We start from the raw sequence: 16552 nt of genomic DNA on the forward strand, positions 1-16552 counted from the left end.
CTATCGTTCTCTTCGCTGTCGGCAGCGCCGAATTCGAACGGGTTCAACGGTTAAAAGGGCCTTCATTCCTTTGCCGGAGCGGGTTCCGACGGTTCGGTCATGATATCAGGACGCTGCGCGTCTTCATAGTGCGGCCTGTCATGATGCACTTGCGCCAGCCGGTCAACCATCCCCAGCGCAATTTCCCGCTCTCCCATGATCACCGTATCGGCGCCATATTGCTTGAGCACATCGACTTCGGCGTCGGAATGGGCGCGGGCGACGATCAGGATCGACGGGTTGATGGCGCGTGCCTGCTCGGCGGCGCGGCAGGCCTCGAAGGTATTCGGAATGGCAATGACCAGGCTGCTCGCGGCGGAAATATTGGCATATGCCAGAACTTCCGGGGAGGCGGCATTGCCGTAAATCGCCTCGATTCCCTGCCGCGCGAGGTCGCCGATCCGCTTGTCGGAATCTTCGATGACCACAAAGGGTGTGGCGGAAGATTTGAGCTTCTCTCCGACAATGCTGCCGACGCGGCCAAAGCCGATCAGCACCGCATGATCCGTCAGTGTAACGGCGTGCAGTTCCTCACCGACATCGTCGGGCGTTGACGGATGGGTAGGGGAAGGCGAGGCTTCGCCCGCCGTCGGTTGCTCTGCCTGGATGGCCGGTTCCGTGCCTTCCGGCATTTCGGCGTGCGGCTTAGTTTCTTGAATCTTCCGCAGCCAGTCGCAGGCAATGAAGACAAGCGGGTTGAGAATGATCGAGATGATCGCGCCGCCAAGGATCAGGTCGCGGCCTTCGGCCGGCAGCAGCCCGAGATCGGAGCCGAGCGCGGCGAGGATGAAGGAGAATTCGCCGATCTGCGCCAGACTGGCGGAGATGGTCAGCGCCGTGCTCATCGGCTTGCGGAAGGCGAGCACGATAAAAAAGGCGGCGACGGACTTGCCGATGATGATGATGAAAATAGTCGCCAGCAGCGGCAGCGGATTGTCGATCAGGATGTTGGGGTCGAACAACATGCCGACCGAGACGAAGAACAGCACGGCGAAGGCATCGCGCAGCGGCAGGCTTTCCTGTGCGGCCCGGTGGCTGAGCTCGCTTTCCGACAGGATCATGCCGGCGAAGAAGGCGCCGAGCGCCAAGGACACGCCGAAGAGTTTCGCAGCCCCGAACGCGACGCCAAGCGCAATGGCGAGGACACCGAGGCGGAAGAGTTCACGCGAGCCGGTATGAGCGATGAGGTGCAGGATCCAGGGAATGATCCGCCGGCCGAACACCAGCATGAGCCCGACGAAGGCCGCGACTTTCAGCAACGTCATGGCGATAATGCCGGTGATGCCGAGATCGAGGCCAAGCAATCGGTTGAGGCCGGCCGATAGCGGCTCCGTAGCGCCATGACCATCGGCGGAGATGCTGGCGGCGGCCGGAATGAGCACGAGGGCCAGCACCATGGCCAGATCCTCGACGATCAGCCATCCGACCGCGATCTTGCCGCGCTCGCTCTCGATCAGCCGCCGCTCCTGCAGGGCTTTCAGGAGAACGACCGTCGACGCGACGGAGAGCGCTAGGCCGAAGACGAGGCTACCGCCGAGCGGCCAGCCCATCAGCGCGCCGAGGCCCCAGCCGAGCAGCGTTGCGAAGCCGATCTGGACGATCGCGCCGGGAACGGCGATGCCACGGACTGACAGCAGATCCTTCAGCGAAAAATGCAGGCCGACCCCGAACATCAGCAGGATGACACCGATTTCGGCGAGTTCCGGCGCAAGGCTCTGGTCGGCGACGAAGCCCGGCGTATGCGGGCCTGCGAGCACGCCCGCAATGAGATAGCCGACAAGCGGCGGCAGTTTGAAGCGATTGGCGATGGCGCCGAAGATGAATGCCAGCACAAGGCCCATGACGATGGTCGAAATCAAAGGCGTATCGTGTGGCATCGCTGTCTCCTTCGATACTGGAAATCCCGTGTGGTTTATGACATATTTGGCTTAAGTTGACCAATATGGGCAGTTTTTCATCGTGAATCAAGGCGGCAACCCAACGATTCTCACTCCTGCGCTCTGCCGCGCGGCACGCGGGCTGCTCGACTGGACCCAGTTGGACATAGCCGAGAGAGCAGGCGTATCACGAAGCACGATCCGCGACTACGAAGGCGGGCGCCACGACATTCATCGGGCAACCGAGGCGCAACTGCGTCTGGCCTTCGAAGAGGGTGGAGTCGTCTTCGTGAAAATGCAGGAATTTGGTTGGGGCGTCTGCCTGCGCCCGACTTCCGACCGCGGCTAGAGCGGTTTAGTGTTTCACGGAATCGTTTCCCGCTCTATCCCTTTGTTTTTTGCATTCTGGACGGAAAACCGCCCTGCACTTTTCCTGGAATTGCTCTAAGGTTTCGGCGCCAGGCAGCTTGGCGAAAGATGGTAGGCGTAGAGCGTCCTGCCTTTCATGTTGCCGAAATCGGGCGACCAGCTCTTGATGAGCTCCGACCGGCCCGTGGTGCAATCGAACGGTTCGTCATCGACATAAAGCACATCATCAGTCGCGCTGGATGGCAGCGAAAAATTCTGCTCGTAATAGCTTTTCGGGAAGCCGCCAGAGTTACGGGCGTAGATATGATAGGGCTTGCCCTTCAGCGTATAGAAGAGATCGGCGAGTATACCGCGGTTATCGGCGACGATGGTCGAGGCATTCGCCTGGGCAGCGATATCGGCGATCTCCAGGCTGATGGCGCTGCGGCCGACATACCGCTTCATGACGAGATCGCCGTTCGGCAGCTTGATGTCATAGGCAAACACGGTCAGGATCGGCAGCAGGAAGGCGACGACCGAGCCGATGATCAGCGAGACGGCAAGCCCCTTCTTCGTCAGGCGGTAGAGCACCCAGACGGCGAGGATGGTGCCGGCGGCATAGGCGGTAACCGCCCAATTGGCATAGGCCTTTGCAAACAGCGCCTGCAGCGTGATCAATGCGATAACGGGGATGGACAGCCAGACGAGCAGCTTTTCCCGGTCGTCGCTTTGTCCGCTGATCATCCGCCAGGCGGCCCAGAGCATGCCATAGAACATGACGGGGCCGACGACACCGAATTGCGCGCCGAGGAATCCGAGCGCGCCGAGCAGATGCTTCGCCAAACCGCCACCGTTTCCTTCGCCGTTCCAGTGGGCAATGCTTTCGGTGTGACGCACCGTCGCCGCATCATGGGCGAAATTCCACCAGAGATTAGGGGAAACGACGATCGCGCCGGCGATGGCGGCGATGAGCACGTCGCGCCAGGCAATACGTGCCGAACGCAGCGTCAGCATCGCGATACCGACGCCGGGCAGCAGGAAAAGCACCGAATATTTCGTTAGGAAGGCGATCCCGAGGCTAACGCCGAGGATTAGCGCTTCGATGATCGAGGAGCGCTTGGTGAGGCCGAGAAAAGCCCAGATGGCAATGGTGACGAACAGGATTTGAATCGTATCCGTCGACATCAGCACGGCCGAAAGCGAGGCCGCCGGCAGGGTAACGAAGATGACGCCGACCCAGGGCTCGATCTCCCGCCCGGCATCCCCCTCGAACAGTCGCCGCGTCGTCCGCATCAGCATCAGGGCGGTGGCAAGATGGAAGAGAGGCGCGGACACGCGGATCCAGAAGGTCGAGTCCGACCCCGATATCGCATTGAAGAAGCGAATGACCCAGGCGATGATCGGCGGCTTGGAATAATAGCCGAAGTCGAGGTTCTGACCCCAGAACCAATATTGTGCCTCGTCGACGAAGAGATCCGTCCTGTTGAAGAACAGCATTACCACGCGCCAAAGCGTGACGCCGAAGATGATTGCAAGAGCAAGCGGCAGCGACAGTGTCTTGTGGCTCGTTTCGGAATAGGTGGTGTCGGACATCAACAGGTCGATCTCTGTGCCGGGTCGTCAGGCTTCATACGGAACTATCGAGCCCGACGCTAGCTCTGGCCGAGAGAGAACGATGGCAAAAGCGCGCCCGGATGCCGCGAAGAAAGCCTCTTTGTAAGAGGTTTCTGCCGCCTAATACCGAAGCCTGATGAGGTCGACTCACGCGATTCCATTTTTGGGCAAATCATGATTCAACATGGCGAAAGGAGATTTCGCCATGGGAACAGCATTGGCCATTCGTGGAGATTATACGGCTGACGACCTGCGTCGGCTGGCAAGGCAAAGCCGAGATGCGGATTTGTCGCGGCGATTGATAGCCTTGTCGATCATTTACGACGGGGGTTCCCGCAGCCAGGCAGCATCGCTGGGCGGGGTCGGTTTGCAGATCGTCCGTGACTGGGTCGAGCGTTTCAATCTGCATGGTCCGGAAGGGCTGAAAACGGGCAAGGCGAAGGGACGTGAGCCGCTTTTGAATGAGCCGCAGCGCAAGGCACTGATTGATGCGGTTGAAAAAGGTCCGGTTCCTTATCTCGATGGCGTTGTGCGCTGGCGACTGGTCGATCTGGCCCAGTGGCTTTGGCAGGAGCATCGCATCTCCATCAGTCGCCAGACGCTTGGGCGCGAACTCAATGCCCTGGGTTATCGCAAACTGAGCGCCCGCCCCAAGCATCATGCGCAAGACCCCAACGCGATTGAAGAATTTAAAAAAACTTTCCCGCCGCAGTGGGGGAAATCGCCGCCGGGGCCGCCACAGGCAAGCGAATAGAAATTTGGTTCCAAGATGAGGCCCGCATCGGCCAAAAGAACAAGATCACCAGGCGGTGGGCCAAGCGAGGGACACGGCCATCTGCTCCCCATGATCAGCGGACCAGGTCCGCTTATATCTTCGGTGCGATCTGCCCGAAACTTGGCAAGGCCGCAGCCCTCGTTATGCCATGGTGCGATACGCATGCCATGAACCAGCATTTGATCGAGATATCCCGCCATATTGCCAATGACGCTCACGCCGTCCTGATCATGGATCAGGCGGGCTGGCATTTATCGAACAATCTCATTGTGCCGGACAACATATCCATCCTGCCGTTGCCAGCGAAGTCTCCCGAACTCAATCCCGTTGAAAACCTCTGGCAGTTCATGCGCGAAAATTGGCTCTCCAACCGCGTCTTCAATTCCTACGAGGACATCGTCGACCACTGCTGTGATGCATGGCGCAAGCTTCAACGCCAGCCTTGGCGCATCATGTCAATCGGACGCAGGAAATGGGCCAATGAGTTCTAATCATCGAGCTTTGGTATAAAGGCGTTTGAGGCAGGATTCTCAGAGGACGCGCGGAGCGATTTTGCTGCGAGCCTCATCGATGAGGCTTAGGAACACGAAGGCAGCAAGCGTCATGCCGGCCGTCAGCGAAGCAGTCAAACCAAGAACAATCATTGCTCTCTCCGTATCGACATCGAAAGTGTCTCTACTTAGCAATTTAGAATATGAAGCTTGCCCGTGACTTGCGGATATTGCGGTTTTTACTCAAAACGACCGCCAACGGAAATCGAACCGAGATAGTTTAAATCAAAACGGGATAGCTACCGGGTCTTATTAACCTTCAAGCAAGGAATTAACCATAAACATTGGACTAGCACGTCGGAATGGGAAAACTGTCACTCGTTCTCACCAGGCATGAAGCCGCCCCGTCGTACCGGGTCAGATCCGGTATCAATGTCATCAAACGGTCCGAACAGGCCTTGATGAACGAGCGAGCTTCAGCGTCCCGGTCAATAAACCGGAGGCGGCGTGCACCTGTCCTCGTCTCTTCATCGCGTCTGAACCGGATCATTCAGTGGTTTCGCCGGCGTTTCTACGCCCGGCAGTTCGGTGGGGACGATTTTGGCGCAGGATTCGCCATCAGATCAGGCAGGACGGGCGCAGGCGGGCAGCCTTCGCGACCGTTTGCGTTTTGCTGGTCTCGATGCCGAGCAATGCGAAATCGTGCGCCGCAACCGGCCGATGTTCGACGCGCATCTGAAAGCCGGCCTGCGCGATCTCTTCCACCGCCTCCAGACTTTTCCGGACGCCTCCCGTAATTTTAACAGTGAAAGCCAGCTCGAACGGCTGCAGGACCTGCAATCCTCGCACTGGGGCGTGTTGACGGATGCCCGTTTTGACAGCCTCTATGCCGAGCGCGTCAAGGTTCTCTCCGATACCGAAAGCAAGATGGGGCTCGACCCGCGCTGGCACGTCGCCGGTCACGGCGTGGTGCTGGAGCATCTTCTCTCTGGGATCGTCGAGGAGATGGGCGGCCGCGCCATCCTGCCCGGCACCAAGCGCCGCGCCCGTGAGCTGAGCGAACTGATCACGGCTGCCGTCCGCCTCGTCATGGTTGATGTCGAAATCGCCGTGTCGCTGCGTTTCAACGAGCTGCGGCTCAACCATCAGCGGGCGCTTGCCGAACAGCGTAGCTCCGATCATGCCGAAGCTGCCGGACTCTTTGCCGATGTCATTCGCAGCCTTGCGGAACGCGATCTGACCGCCCGCCTGCCTGCTGATGGTCCAGAAGCCTATGCAGAACTGGCGCAGACGCTGAATGCCGCTCTGGACGACATCCAGGAGCAATTTGCGGCACTGTCCGGCAGGGTGCAGGCCGCCGATGCGGCGACGGATGCGCTCGCACGCGATTCCCGTTCCCTCGCTCAAAATTCCATGGAGCAATCCCAAGGGCTTGCCTTGTCGGCAAGGCAGCTCGCCGAACTGGCCGATCAGGTTCGCAGCAATGCCGCGACCACTCGGTCGGCCGAGCGCGCCGCCGCCTCCACCCGTGTTGCTGCCGAAGACAGCGGCCGGGTCGTCGGCCAGGCGATTTCCGCCATGGCCGATATCGAGACGTCGGCGGAAAAGATCGGCCAGATCATCGGCGTCATTGACGAGATCGCTTTCCAGACCAATTTGCTGGCGCTCAACGCCGGTATCGAAGCCGCGCGCGCCGGCGATAGCGGCCGCGGCTTTGCCGTCGTCGCGCAGGAAGTCCGCGCGCTTGCCCAACGCTCCGCCGATGCGGCTCGCGAGATCAAGGTGCTGGTGACGGGCACCAAGGCGCAGGTCGATGCCGGCGTGCAGATGGTCGGCCGCACGCAGGAAGCGATCGGCGGCATCGTCCGTCAGGTGACCGATATCAACGATGCTATTTCCGGCATCGCCGCCGCCACCGATGAACAGGCAGCCGGCTTGCGCACAGTGACGACGGATATCGGCGGCTTCGGCGAACGCGCCGCTGCCACCGAAAGCCTTGCCCGTCGCTCGAATGAGGGCGCCGATCATCTTCATACCGTCATCCTGGAACTTGGCCAGACGATCCGCGAATTCCGCCTGGAGCGCGAGCGTCGCCATGCGGCGGTGCCGCGCCCGGTGAATGCCCCGCAACGCTTGCCGATCGCTCAGCGCGACGAAGGGCTTGCCGGGCGTGACGAGGGGAGTGCCGCCGAATTCGATTTTCCGCTTCGCAGGGCCGGGTTCGGGGGCGAACGGAATGCATACTGACATCTCTATTTTATGCGCATGCGGGCTGTGGGACCCGATTTTAGGCAACAAGGAATAAAGCGATGCCGAGCAGGAAGGGCGAAAAGACAATCAGTCTGGCCGCGGTGCTGGACCTCAACGAAGCCTCGACGCTTCGCGGCAAGTTGGTGGGACTGCGCGGCAGCAATGTCGTGATCGATGCGTCCGGCGTCGAGAGGATCGGGGCCTTGTGCGTCCAGGTCATCATGGCCGCCGCCAAGACTTGGAATGAAGACAAGCTGTCCTTCACCTTTTCGAAGGTGTCGGACGCATTTCAAAAAACGATGCAGTTGATCGGCGTCGACATCGATCACCTGCTTGCCAAGGAGATCCGGCAATGAAGAAAAAAGTGCTGACCGTGGATGATTCACGGACCATTCGAAACATGCTTCTCGTCACCCTCAACAACGCCGGCTTCGAGACCATCCAGGCCGAAGACGGAGTCGAGGGTCTCGAGGTTTTGGAAGAAGCCAATCCCGACGTCATCGTCACGGACATCAACATGCCGCGCCTTGATGGCTTCGGCTTCATCGAGGGCGTGCGCCGCAACGACAAGTACCGGGCCATCCCGATCCTGGTGCTGACGACCGAAAGCGACGCCGAAAAGAAGAACCGTGCCCGTCAGGCCGGTGCGACGGGCTGGATCGTCAAGCCCTTCGATCCCGCCAAACTGATCGATGCCATCGAGCGTGTAACCGCTTAAACAGGATCTGTTCCTATGGATATGAACGAAATCAAAGAGATTTTCTTCCAGGAGTGCGAGGAGCAGCTCGCCGAACTGGAATCCGGTCTCCTGAAAATGAATGATGGCGACCGGGATCCGGAAACCGTCAACGCCGTCTTCCGTGCCGTTCATTCCATCAAGGGTGGGGCAGGGGCCTTCGGTCTGGATGACCTTGTCGCCTTTGCCCACGTCTTCGAGACGACGCTCGATTGTGTTCGATCCAACAAGCTGGAGCCGACCCAGGATGTCCTGAAGGTCATGCTCAAGGCCGCCGACGTTCTGGCGGACCTGACCAACGCCGCCCGCGATGGCGGCAGTGTCGATCAGGCCCGCAGCAGGGGCCTGGTCAAGGAACTGGAAGCTTTGGCCCACGGCGAATTGCCCTCGGCATCGGCAGCCGCCGAAGCCGCGCCGAAGCCGGCAAAGGCCGCTGCACTCGCCCCAGCTCCGACCCCCGTCAAAGCCGCGCCCGCTCCCACGGATGACAGCGGTTTTCAGCCGATCCCCTTCAGCTTCGACGATGATTTCGGTGGCGACGAAGCGTCTGCGGGCATGCCGGAATACGAAGTCAGCTTCAAGCCGCGCTCCGATCTCTACGCCAAAGGCAACGACGCCACGCTGCTGCTGCGCGATCTCTCGCGCGTCGGCGAGATGAGCATCCATTGCAACACGGACGCCCTGCCGGGCCTCGATCAGCTTGATCCCGAAGGCGCCTACTTCAAGTGGACGATCTCGATCAAGACGGACAAGGGTGAAGACGCCATCCGCACCGTCTTCGAATTTGCCGAATGGGATTGCGAGCTCGATATCCGGCTGGTCGAAGACGCCGCTGCTGGTACCGATGAAGAATTGCCGATGGTCCCCGTGCCCTTCGATCTCTCCGTTCTCGACAGCGATGAGCCGGCTGTGGAAACCGCCGAAGCGCCGCAGCCGAAAAGCGATGCCGCCGCCGCCGTTGCAGCCGCCGAAACGGCAAGCAATGTCACGCAGCTTGCCTCTGCTGCAGCTCGTGTCGAAAAGAAGGAAGCAGCGGCAGCCGCCGCTGCTGCCGCTGCCAATGCTGCCGCGCAGAACAATGCCGCCGCCGCCGGTCAGACCATCCGCGTCGATCTCGACCGTGTCGACCGTCTGATCAACCTCGTCGGCGAGCTTGTCATCAACCAGGCGATGCTGTCGCAGAGCGTCATCGAGAATGACAACAATGGCGCATCCTCGATCAACATGGGCCTCGAAGAGCTGCAGCAGCTCACCCGCGAGATCCAGGACAGCGTCATGGCGATCCGCGCGCAGCCGGTGAAGCCGGTCTTCCAGCGCATGTCGCGTATCGTCCGTGAAATCGCCGACATGACCGGCAAGTCGATCCGCCTGATCACCGAGGGTGAAAACACCGAAGTCGACAAGACGGTCATCGATAAGCTGGCCGAGCCGCTCACCCACATGATCCGCAACGCCGTCGACCACGGTGTCGAAACCCCGGAAAAGCGCACGGCGCTCGGCAAGAACCCGGAAGGCACGGTTCGCCTGACGGCAAAGCACCGGTCCGGCCGCATCCTGATCGAACTCGCCGACGACGGCGCCGGCATCAACCGCGAGAAGGTGCGTCAGAAGGCGATCGACAACGATCTCATCCCTGCCGATGCCAACCTCTCGGACGAGGAGATCGACAACCTGATCTTCCTGCCGGGCTTCTCGACGGCCGATAAGATCTCCGACATTTCCGGCCGCGGCGTCGGCATGGACGTCGTCAAGCGCTCGATCCAGGCGCTCGGTGGCCGCATCAATATCAGCTCCAAGCCGGGACATGGCTCGGTCTTCACCATGAGCCTGCCGCTGACGCTGGCCGTCCTCGACGGCATGGTGGTGACGGTGGCCGGCCAGACGCTGGTCGTGCCACTCACCGCCATCGTCGAGACCCTGCAGCCGGAAGCCGCCGCGATCCATTCCTTCGGCGCCAACCACCGCCTGATCTCGATCCGCAACAGCTTCTGCCCGCTGGTCGATGTCGGCCGCATCCTGAACTTCCGCGCCACGCAGGCCAATCCGGTCGACGGTGTCGCGCTGCTTGTGGAATCGGAAGGCGGCGGCCAGCGCGCTCTGATGGTCGATGCCATCCAGGGCCAGCGCCAGGTCGTCATCAAGAGCCTCGAAGCGAACTACACGCATGTGCCCGGCATCGCCGCTGCGACCATCCTTGGCGATGGGCGCGTCGCTCTCATCCTCGACGTTGATGCTGTAGTCGGCGCCTCCCGCGGGCAGTCGCTGAAGGCCGAGATGTCGTACGCAGCAGCGGGTTAGGCCTATGTCATACGCCGTCAAGAACATGACCCAGGGTGCCCGTGAGCTGATCGCCTTCCGCATCGGCGATCAGGAATTCTGCGTCGATATCATGTCGGTTCGTGAAATCCGCGGCTGGACGCCGGCGACGGCCATGCCGCATTCGCCGGCCCATGTCCTTGGCATTATCAACCTGCGCGGCGCCGTCTTGCCGATCGTCGATCTCTCGGCCCGCCTCGGCATGAAGCGCGCCGAGCCGACCGCACGCCATGTGATTATCGTGGCGCAGGTCAAGCGCAAGGTCGTCGGCCTGCTGGTCGACGCCGTGTCCGATATTCTGACGGTGACCGACGACAATATTCAGCCGACGCCGGAAATTTCTTCCGACTATGAGCGGCAGTTTGCACGCGGCATTCTGGCGATCGACCGCCGTATGATCTGCCTTATCGAACTCGAAACACTGTTCCCGGACAGCGAAAGCGAAGCTGCATGAGTATGATGGGAGCAACAGATTTCAGGGCTTCCCCGGACGAGGTGCTGGCCAGCGGCGAATATCCGCTAACGCGGCGCGATCTTTCCGAAATTGCCGCCATGATCTATTCGGACGCCGGAATTTCTCTCAACGAGACCAAAGCCTCGCTGGTCTATTCGCGGCTGTCGAAGCATATCCGCGCACTGGGCCTGCCGGGCTTTCGCGATTATTGCGTGCTGGTCGCCTCGCCGGCGGGGGCAGCGGCACGGCGCGAGATGCTGTCGCATCTGACGACGAATTTCACCCGCTTCTTCCGCGAGAATCATCATTTCGATCATCTGCGCGACGAGGTTCTCCCCGGCCTTCTGGCCCGCGCCAAAAGCGGTGGTCGCGTTCGCATCTGGTCGGCAGCCTGTTCCGACGGGCAGGAGCCCTATTCCATAGCGCTCACAGTTCTGTCGCTGTTGCCGAACGCCGCCGATTTCGATTTTAAGATTCTGGCGACCGATATCGATCCGAAGATCCTCGGCCTTGCCCGTGCGGGCGCCTATGACGAGACGTCGCTCGAAACGGTTTCGCCCGTCATGCGCAAGCAATGGTTCCAGGAAGTCAACATCCAGGGCCGCCGCAAGTTCCAGATCGACGATCGCGTCAAGCGGCTGATCACCTTCAACGAGCTGAACCTGATGGCACAATGGCCGTTCAAGGGCATGTTCGATGTTATCTTCTGCCGCAACGTCGTCATCTATTTCGACGAACCGACGCAGACGAAGATCTGGTCGCGCTTCGCCGGCCTGCTGCCGGAGAACGGCCACCTCTACATCGGCCATTCCGAGCGCGTGTCGGGTGAAGCCAAGCACATCTTCGACAATATCGGCATCACCACCTACCGCCGTCTTGCCAATTCAAACGGGAGGAAAGCATGAGCGCCCCCGCCCGTGTTCTTGTCGTTGACGACTCTGCCACGATGCGTGGCCTGATCACCGCTGTTCTGCGCTCCGATCCGGAGGTCGATGTCATCGGCCAGGCCGGCGATGCAATGGAAGCGCGTGCGGCGATCAAGGCGCTCAATCCCGATGTCGTGACGCTCGATATCGAGATGCCGAACATGAACGGCCTCGATTTTCTCGAAAAGATCATGACGCTGCGGCCCATGCCGGTCATCATGGTCTCGACCATGACGCATCGTGGTGCCGAGGCGACCCTAGCAGCCCTTGAAATCGGCGCGTTCGATTGCGTCGGCAAGCCTGCTCCGGGCGAGCCGCGTCCTTTCGGCGATCTGGCGGAAAAGGTGAAGGCGGCCGCTCGTTCGCAGCGGCAATATAGCAAGCCCGCCGCCGAGCATGCTCCGCCCCCAGCGGTCGCGGATTTCCGCGTCGGTCGCAAGATCGTTGCGATTGGTTCGTCCACCGGCGGCGTCGAAGCACTGATCGCGGTCCTGCAGAAATTCCCGGCCAATTGCCCGCCGACGGTCATTACCCAACACATGCCGCCAACCTTTACCCGAAGCTTTGCTGAACGGCTCAACCGCCTCTGCGCACCCGTGGTGCAGGAGGCGACCGATGGCGCGCGGCTGGAAATCGGCAAGATCTACCTGGCGCCCGGCGGCGATCGACACTTGCAGGTCGCCAACGCATCGGCGCCCCATTGCCGCTTGGTCGATCGCGGGCCTGTCAACGGCCATCGTCCTTCTGTCGATGTGCTCTTCGATTCGGTCGCCGAGCTCGCCGGCCGCAACGCGGTCGGCGTGATCCTGACTGGCATGGGACGCGATGGCGCCGCCGGTCTTCTCAAGATGCGCCATGCCGGCGCTCGCACGATCGGCCAGAACGAAAAGACCTGCGTGGTCTACGGAATGCCGAGGGTCGCGTTCGAACTCGGTGCAGTCGAACAGCAGGTTCCGCTGAACGCCATTGGCGAGGAAATATTGAAAGTAACAGCCGCCCGTAAGGAAGGAAGCGAATAATGTCTATAGCGGAGAAGATCAAAGTTCTGATCGTCGACGACCAGGTCACCAGCCGTCTGTTGTTGAGCGATGCGCTGACGCAACTGGGCTTCAAGCAAATTACCTCTGCCGGTGACGGCGAGCAGGGCATGAAGATCATGGAGCAGCAGCCGCATCATCTGGTGATCTCCGACTTCAACATGCCGAAGATGGATGGTCTCGGCCTGCTGCAGGCCGTGCGCACCAATCCAACGACGAAGAAAGCGGCCTTCATCATCCTCACGGCGCAGGGCGACCGTGCGCTGGTGCAGAAGGCCGCCCAGCTCGGCGCCAACAACGTTCTCGCCAAGCCCTTCACCATTGAAAAGATGAAAGCGGCTATCGAGGCCGTGTTCGGAGCATTGAAATGATCGTTGAGGGTGCTGCCCGTCGCGTGCACATCATTCAGGGCGAGTACAAGGTCATCAACGATCCGGACGTGGTGCTGTCGACCATTCTCGGCTCGTGTGTGGCGGCGTGCTTGCGTGATCCGATCGCGGGCGTCGGCGGCATGAACCATTTCCTGCTGCCGGGAACGGCCGCTTCGCCGACGAGTGGTGGCGACGCGACGCGTTACGGCGTGCATCTGATGGAGCTTCTGATCAACGGTCTCCTGAAGCAGGGCGCGCGTCGTGACCGGCTGGAAGCCAAGGTCTTTGGCGGTGCGAAGACGATTGCCACTTTCTCTAATGTCGGCGAACAGAATGCCGCCTTCGCCATGCAGTTCCTGAGGGACGAAGGCATTCCGGTGGTTGGCTCCAGCACAGGCGGCGAGCATGGACGCAAGATCGAATATTGGCCGATCTCCGGCCGTGCCCGGCAATACCCGTTGACCGGCGCCGAAACGCAGAAGACCGTGGCTCTGGAACAGCGCCCCGTTGCAGCCCCGAAGCCGGTCGACAACACGATCGAATTTTTCTGATCAACGAGGACTACCTGATGACCACGATCCCGCGTGCCGAAGTATCCGACATGCAGGAGGCGCTCCCCGCCATCCTCATGCGCATCGTCTCGGAATTGCACGATGTCGCCTATCTGATCGAACGCATCGAACCGCAACTGCTCGATCTCGGCGGCGTCAACGTGCTGGATTCGCCAGACTCGATGAAGGTCATGCAGGGCATCGATCTCGCTGTGCAGAAGACGCGGGGCATTGCCGAGTTCATCGACACCATCACCGGCGGCATGCCGGAGGGCTGGATGGTCGATGTTGCTACCGCGCTGAGCCTGGTCAAGCTCGCCGAAATGCAGAAGGCTCTCGGCGGCGCCGGTCGCCACGGACATTCGCAACCCTTGGCCAAGGCCGCCGGCGACTTCGATTTCTTCTGATCGGAAGCGCCGCGCCTGATATTGTTTTTCCTATATTATCTCGGATAAATTTTTAGACGTTTTCATTTTTTCCGGCCCGGACGAAACGCTCGCACAAGTTTCGATTTCTATCTTCGCTGCAGGGCACAAAGCCATCAAGGTCTTTGACGAATCGTGCGAGAACAGAATGAATCTGTTAAATCAATTAGTTCCCTTGTTCAGGAATCTGCAGAACCTGGGGAGGACACGCCTGCTGATCATGGCGGGCGTCGGCGTCGTTTCCATGGCGCTGATTCTGTTTGCAGCCCTCTACGTCAATAAACCCGCCCAGGAAACGCTCTATGTGGGCCTGGACGCGACCGATCTGAACCAGATCAGCATCGCGCTTGCCGAAGCCAATATCGGTTTCCAGGTGGGCACGGACGGCACCAGCTTGACCGTGCCGGCTGGCATGACCGGCAAGGCGCGTTTGCTTCTCGCCGAGCGCGGCCTGCCGAACAGCACCAATGCCGGCTATGAACTCTTCGACAATGTCGGCTCTCTCGGCCTGACCTCCTTCATGCAGGAAGTGACCCGCGTCCGTGCGCTCGAAGGCGAAATCTCCCGCACGATCACCTCGATCACGGGCATTAGCGCAGCACGCGTCCACATCGTCATGCAGGATGTCGGCAACTTCCGTAAGGCGGACCAGAAGCCGACGGCTTCCGTCATGATCCGAGCGAACGCCGAATCGGCGCGCAAGTCGGCCCAGGCCATCCGCCATCTCGTTGCCTCTGCCGTTCCCGGCCTTGAGGTCGACGACGTCACGATTCTCGATTCCACCGGCCAATTGCTCGCCTCTGGCGACGATCCGAGCAATGGCGCGCTGAACCGCAATCTCGGCATCGTGCAGAACGTCCAGGACGAGGTCGAATCGAATATCAACAAGGCGCTCGCTCCCTTCCTCGGCATGGACAATTTCCGCTCCAGCGTGACGGCGCAGCTCAATACCGACAGCCAGCAGGTGCAGGAAACTACCTACGATCCGGAATCGAAGGTCGAGCGCTCGGTCCGTACCACCAAGGAAGCGCAGAAGTCGCAGCAGCGCCAGTCGGATACGGCGGCAACCGTCGAGCAGAACATTCCGCAGGCTGCGCCGCAGTCCGGCGGCAGCGGGCCGACATCGAACGACCAGTCCGACAAGCGCGAAGAACAGACCAACTACGAAATCAACAGCAAGACGACGGCGACGACCCGCAACAGCTACAGGGTTGAGAAACTCTCGGTGGCCGTTGTGGTCAACAAGGGTCGCATCGCCCAGATGGTCGGTCAGCCGGCCGATCAGGCGAAGGTCGACGCCTATATCGCCGAGATGCAGAAGATTGTCACGACCGCCGCCGGCGTGGACACTGGCCGTGGCGACGTGGTGACCGTCAATGCGATGGACTTCCTCGACAACCAGTTGCTCGATGACACATCCTCGAGCTTCGACATCATGGGCATGCTGAGCCGCAATATGGCCGGCATCATCAACTCGGCTGCCTTCGTCGCGGTTGCCTTCCTCATCGTCTGGATGGGCTTCCGTCCGCTGATCCGCTCGCTCGGCGGCGGTGTGGCTGGCGCGGCTCTGCCGGAAGCGGCGGGCCTGGAACTGCCGGATTTCGCTCCTGCGGTCGGCGGACCGGGTGCCGCGCTGATGGACGGCTTCGGCTCGGACTTCGGCTTCGACAGCACCGACGATCTGCTGACGATGGGCGAAGACGGCGGCACCTTCAATCGCCGCGTCAAGGAAGGGCCGGAACGCCGCCTCTCGCGCATGGTGGAAATCAGCGAGGAACGCGCCGCCAAGATCCTCAGAAAATGGGCAGTCGACAACGCCGCCGCCTGATAGAAAGACCGGGAGACGCTCCCGGTCTTTTCACGTTATCGGAAGAGTACAGCTTGATCGCATAAACTCTGGGTTTTGATAAATATCTGCTTCAATTCAGCATAACGAAATCGAGTGATGGGATGTGGTTGCAAGCTGTGGTCTGATCGGAAATTTCGTTGCTGGGTAGAAGGAATCGACTTACAATCATCATATCTATTCGTAGTTGCGTCGAAGCGACGCGAATCAGATCATAAAATCCGTGTTTTGGTAAATTCAGACTATTTTGGAGATGCCGGTGCGCGGGGAAATCAGTCTATAGTCAGTTGATCATGATTTCAGCGATTCGCGCCAATGCGATTTGCCGAAACCGAATTTATATATTAGCGCGCTTACTGCGCCGTGCGTCCGCAGGGACTCGTATGGATGCAGTAGCAAATTGAGTTGGCGCAGACGCCTTTTTGAAGATCGACGCTATCTTCGAGGTTTATGTGCCGGGTCCAGACCGAGCAATGCTCTCGTTGGCGTTTGAGCG

The 16552-nt window shown here is 60.3% G+C and carries 15 protein-coding genes; 13 read left to right on the plus strand and 2 right to left on the minus strand.

Going from position 1 to position 16552, the window contains the following annotated elements; all coding sequences use genetic code 11:
* Positions 1–62: 62 nt before the first annotated feature.
* The gene (locus C9E91_RS03505; protein WP_107106963.1) at positions 63–1916 is read right to left on the minus strand and encodes a cation:proton antiporter domain-containing protein; all 1854 of its coding nucleotides are present in this window, start codon (positions 1914–1916) and stop codon (positions 63–65) included.
* A 79-nt stretch (positions 1917–1995) separates the two neighbouring features.
* Here C9E91_RS03505 and C9E91_RS03510 point away from each other — a divergent pair, with 79 nt between their 5' ends.
* On the plus strand, positions 1996–2265 hold the full coding sequence (locus tag C9E91_RS03510; protein WP_414124462.1) for a helix-turn-helix domain-containing protein: 270 nt from the start codon (positions 1996–1998) through the stop codon (positions 2263–2265).
* A gap of 95 nt (positions 2266–2360) precedes the next feature.
* Here the strand turns inward: C9E91_RS03510 and C9E91_RS03515 are convergent, their stop codons facing one another.
* Positions 2361–3857: an ArnT family glycosyltransferase gene (locus C9E91_RS03515; RefSeq protein WP_107106965.1), complete on the minus strand. Its 1497-nt coding sequence runs from the start codon at positions 3855–3857 to the stop codon at positions 2361–2363.
* A gap of 205 nt (positions 3858–4062) precedes the next feature.
* Between C9E91_RS03515 and C9E91_RS03520 the strand changes: the two genes are divergently transcribed.
* The 12 genes from C9E91_RS03520 to fliF all read left to right on the plus strand — a co-directional run bounded on the left by C9E91_RS03520 (position 4063) and on the right by fliF (position 16038).
* A protein-coding gene (locus C9E91_RS03520; RefSeq protein WP_107106966.1) for an IS630 family transposase occupies positions 4063–5144 on the plus strand; the annotation gives its coding sequence in 2 pieces (ribosomal slippage) (positions 4063–4599 and positions 4602–5144; 1080 coding nt in all).
* Positions 5145–5744: 600 nt separating this feature from the next.
* Positions 5745–7391 carry a methyl-accepting chemotaxis protein gene (locus C9E91_RS03525; RefSeq protein WP_107107054.1) on the plus strand — a complete coding sequence of 549 codons (1647 nt, stop codon included), beginning with the start codon at positions 5745–5747 and terminating at the stop codon, positions 7389–7391.
* 62 nt (positions 7392–7453) lie between these two features.
* On the plus strand, positions 7454–7750 hold the full coding sequence (locus C9E91_RS03530) for an STAS domain-containing protein (RefSeq protein WP_107106967.1): 297 nt from the start codon (positions 7454–7456) through the stop codon (positions 7748–7750).
* On the plus strand, positions 7747–8112 hold the full coding sequence (gene cheY1, locus C9E91_RS03535) for a chemotaxis response regulator CheY1 (RefSeq protein WP_028751177.1): 366 nt from the start codon (positions 7747–7749) through the stop codon (positions 8110–8112). The genes C9E91_RS03530 and cheY1 overlap by 4 nt, the downstream gene beginning before the upstream one ends.
* 15 nt (positions 8113–8127) lie before the next feature.
* Positions 8128–10428, plus strand: coding sequence for a chemotaxis protein CheA (locus tag C9E91_RS03540; protein WP_107106968.1), 2301 nt, complete (start codon positions 8128–8130; stop codon positions 10426–10428).
* 4 nt (positions 10429–10432) lie between these two features.
* Positions 10433–10900, plus strand: a complete 468-nt coding sequence (locus C9E91_RS03545; protein WP_107106969.1) for a chemotaxis protein CheW — start codon at positions 10433–10435, stop codon at positions 10898–10900.
* Positions 10897–11805 (plus strand): protein-glutamate O-methyltransferase CheR, encoded by a 909-nt coding sequence (gene cheR, locus C9E91_RS03550; RefSeq protein ID WP_107106970.1) that lies wholly within the window; start codon positions 10897–10899, stop codon positions 11803–11805. The genes C9E91_RS03545 and cheR overlap by 4 nt, the downstream gene beginning before the upstream one ends.
* Positions 11802–12845 (plus strand): protein-glutamate O-methylesterase CheB, encoded by a 1044-nt coding sequence (gene cheB / locus C9E91_RS03555; RefSeq protein ID WP_107106971.1) that lies wholly within the window; start codon positions 11802–11804, stop codon positions 12843–12845. The genes cheR and cheB overlap by 4 nt, the downstream gene beginning before the upstream one ends.
* Positions 12845–13234 carry a response regulator gene (locus C9E91_RS03560; protein ID WP_107106972.1) on the plus strand — a complete coding sequence of 130 codons (390 nt, stop codon included), beginning with the start codon at positions 12845–12847 and terminating at the stop codon, positions 13232–13234. Before cheB ends, C9E91_RS03560 begins: the two co-directional genes overlap by 1 nt.
* A complete protein-coding gene (gene cheD, locus C9E91_RS03565) occupies positions 13231–13785 on the plus strand; it encodes a chemoreceptor glutamine deamidase CheD (protein WP_028751183.1) in 555 nt (184 codons plus the stop codon). Before C9E91_RS03560 ends, cheD begins: the two co-directional genes overlap by 4 nt.
* 17 nt (positions 13786–13802) lie before the next feature.
* Positions 13803–14192 (plus strand): chemotaxis protein CheT, encoded by a 390-nt coding sequence (gene cheT / locus C9E91_RS03570; protein ID WP_107106973.1) that lies wholly within the window; start codon positions 13803–13805, stop codon positions 14190–14192.
* A gap of 166 nt (positions 14193–14358) precedes the next feature.
* Positions 14359–16038, plus strand: coding sequence for a flagellar basal-body MS-ring/collar protein FliF (gene fliF / locus C9E91_RS03575; RefSeq protein WP_107106974.1), 1680 nt, complete (start codon positions 14359–14361; stop codon positions 16036–16038).
* Positions 16039–16552 lie beyond the last annotated feature (514 nt).

Origin of the sequence: Rhizobium sp. SEMIA4064, assembly GCF_003025035.1 — a bacterium.
In the GTDB taxonomy this organism is placed as follows: domain Bacteria; phylum Pseudomonadota; class Alphaproteobacteria; order Rhizobiales; family Rhizobiaceae; genus Rhizobium; species Rhizobium paranaense.

Bases quoted from the DNA above. Each gene is read 5' to 3' on its own strand.
- C9E91_RS03530 (WP_107106967.1), top strand. From the start codon at position 7,454: ATGCCGAGCAGGAAGGGCGAAAAGACAATCAGTCTGGCCGCGGTGCTG.
- cheB (WP_107106971.1), top strand. From the start codon at position 11,802: ATGAGCGCCCCCGCCCGTGTTCTTGTCGTTGACGACTCTGCCACGATG.
- C9E91_RS03545 (WP_107106969.1), top strand. From the start codon at position 10,433: ATGTCATACGCCGTCAAGAACATGACCCAGGGTGCCCGTGAGCTGATC.
- fliF (WP_107106974.1), top strand. From the start codon at position 14,359: ATGAATCTGTTAAATCAATTAGTTCCCTTGTTCAGGAATCTGCAGAAC.
- C9E91_RS03505 (WP_107106963.1), bottom strand. From the start codon at position 1,916: ATGCCACACGATACGCCTTTGATTTCGACCATCGTCATGGGCCTTGTG.
- cheR (WP_107106970.1), top strand. From the start codon at position 10,897: ATGAGTATGATGGGAGCAACAGATTTCAGGGCTTCCCCGGACGAGGTG.
- cheT (WP_107106973.1), top strand. From the start codon at position 13,803: ATGACCACGATCCCGCGTGCCGAAGTATCCGACATGCAGGAGGCGCTC.
- C9E91_RS03560 (WP_107106972.1), top strand. From the start codon at position 12,845: ATGTCTATAGCGGAGAAGATCAAAGTTCTGATCGTCGACGACCAGGTC.
- C9E91_RS03515 (WP_107106965.1), bottom strand. From the start codon at position 3,857: ATGTCCGACACCACCTATTCCGAAACGAGCCACAAGACACTGTCGCTG.
- cheD (WP_028751183.1), top strand. From the start codon at position 13,231: ATGATCGTTGAGGGTGCTGCCCGTCGCGTGCACATCATTCAGGGCGAG.
- C9E91_RS03540 (WP_107106968.1), top strand. From the start codon at position 8,128: ATGGATATGAACGAAATCAAAGAGATTTTCTTCCAGGAGTGCGAGGAG.
- cheY1 (WP_028751177.1), top strand. From the start codon at position 7,747: ATGAAGAAAAAAGTGCTGACCGTGGATGATTCACGGACCATTCGAAAC.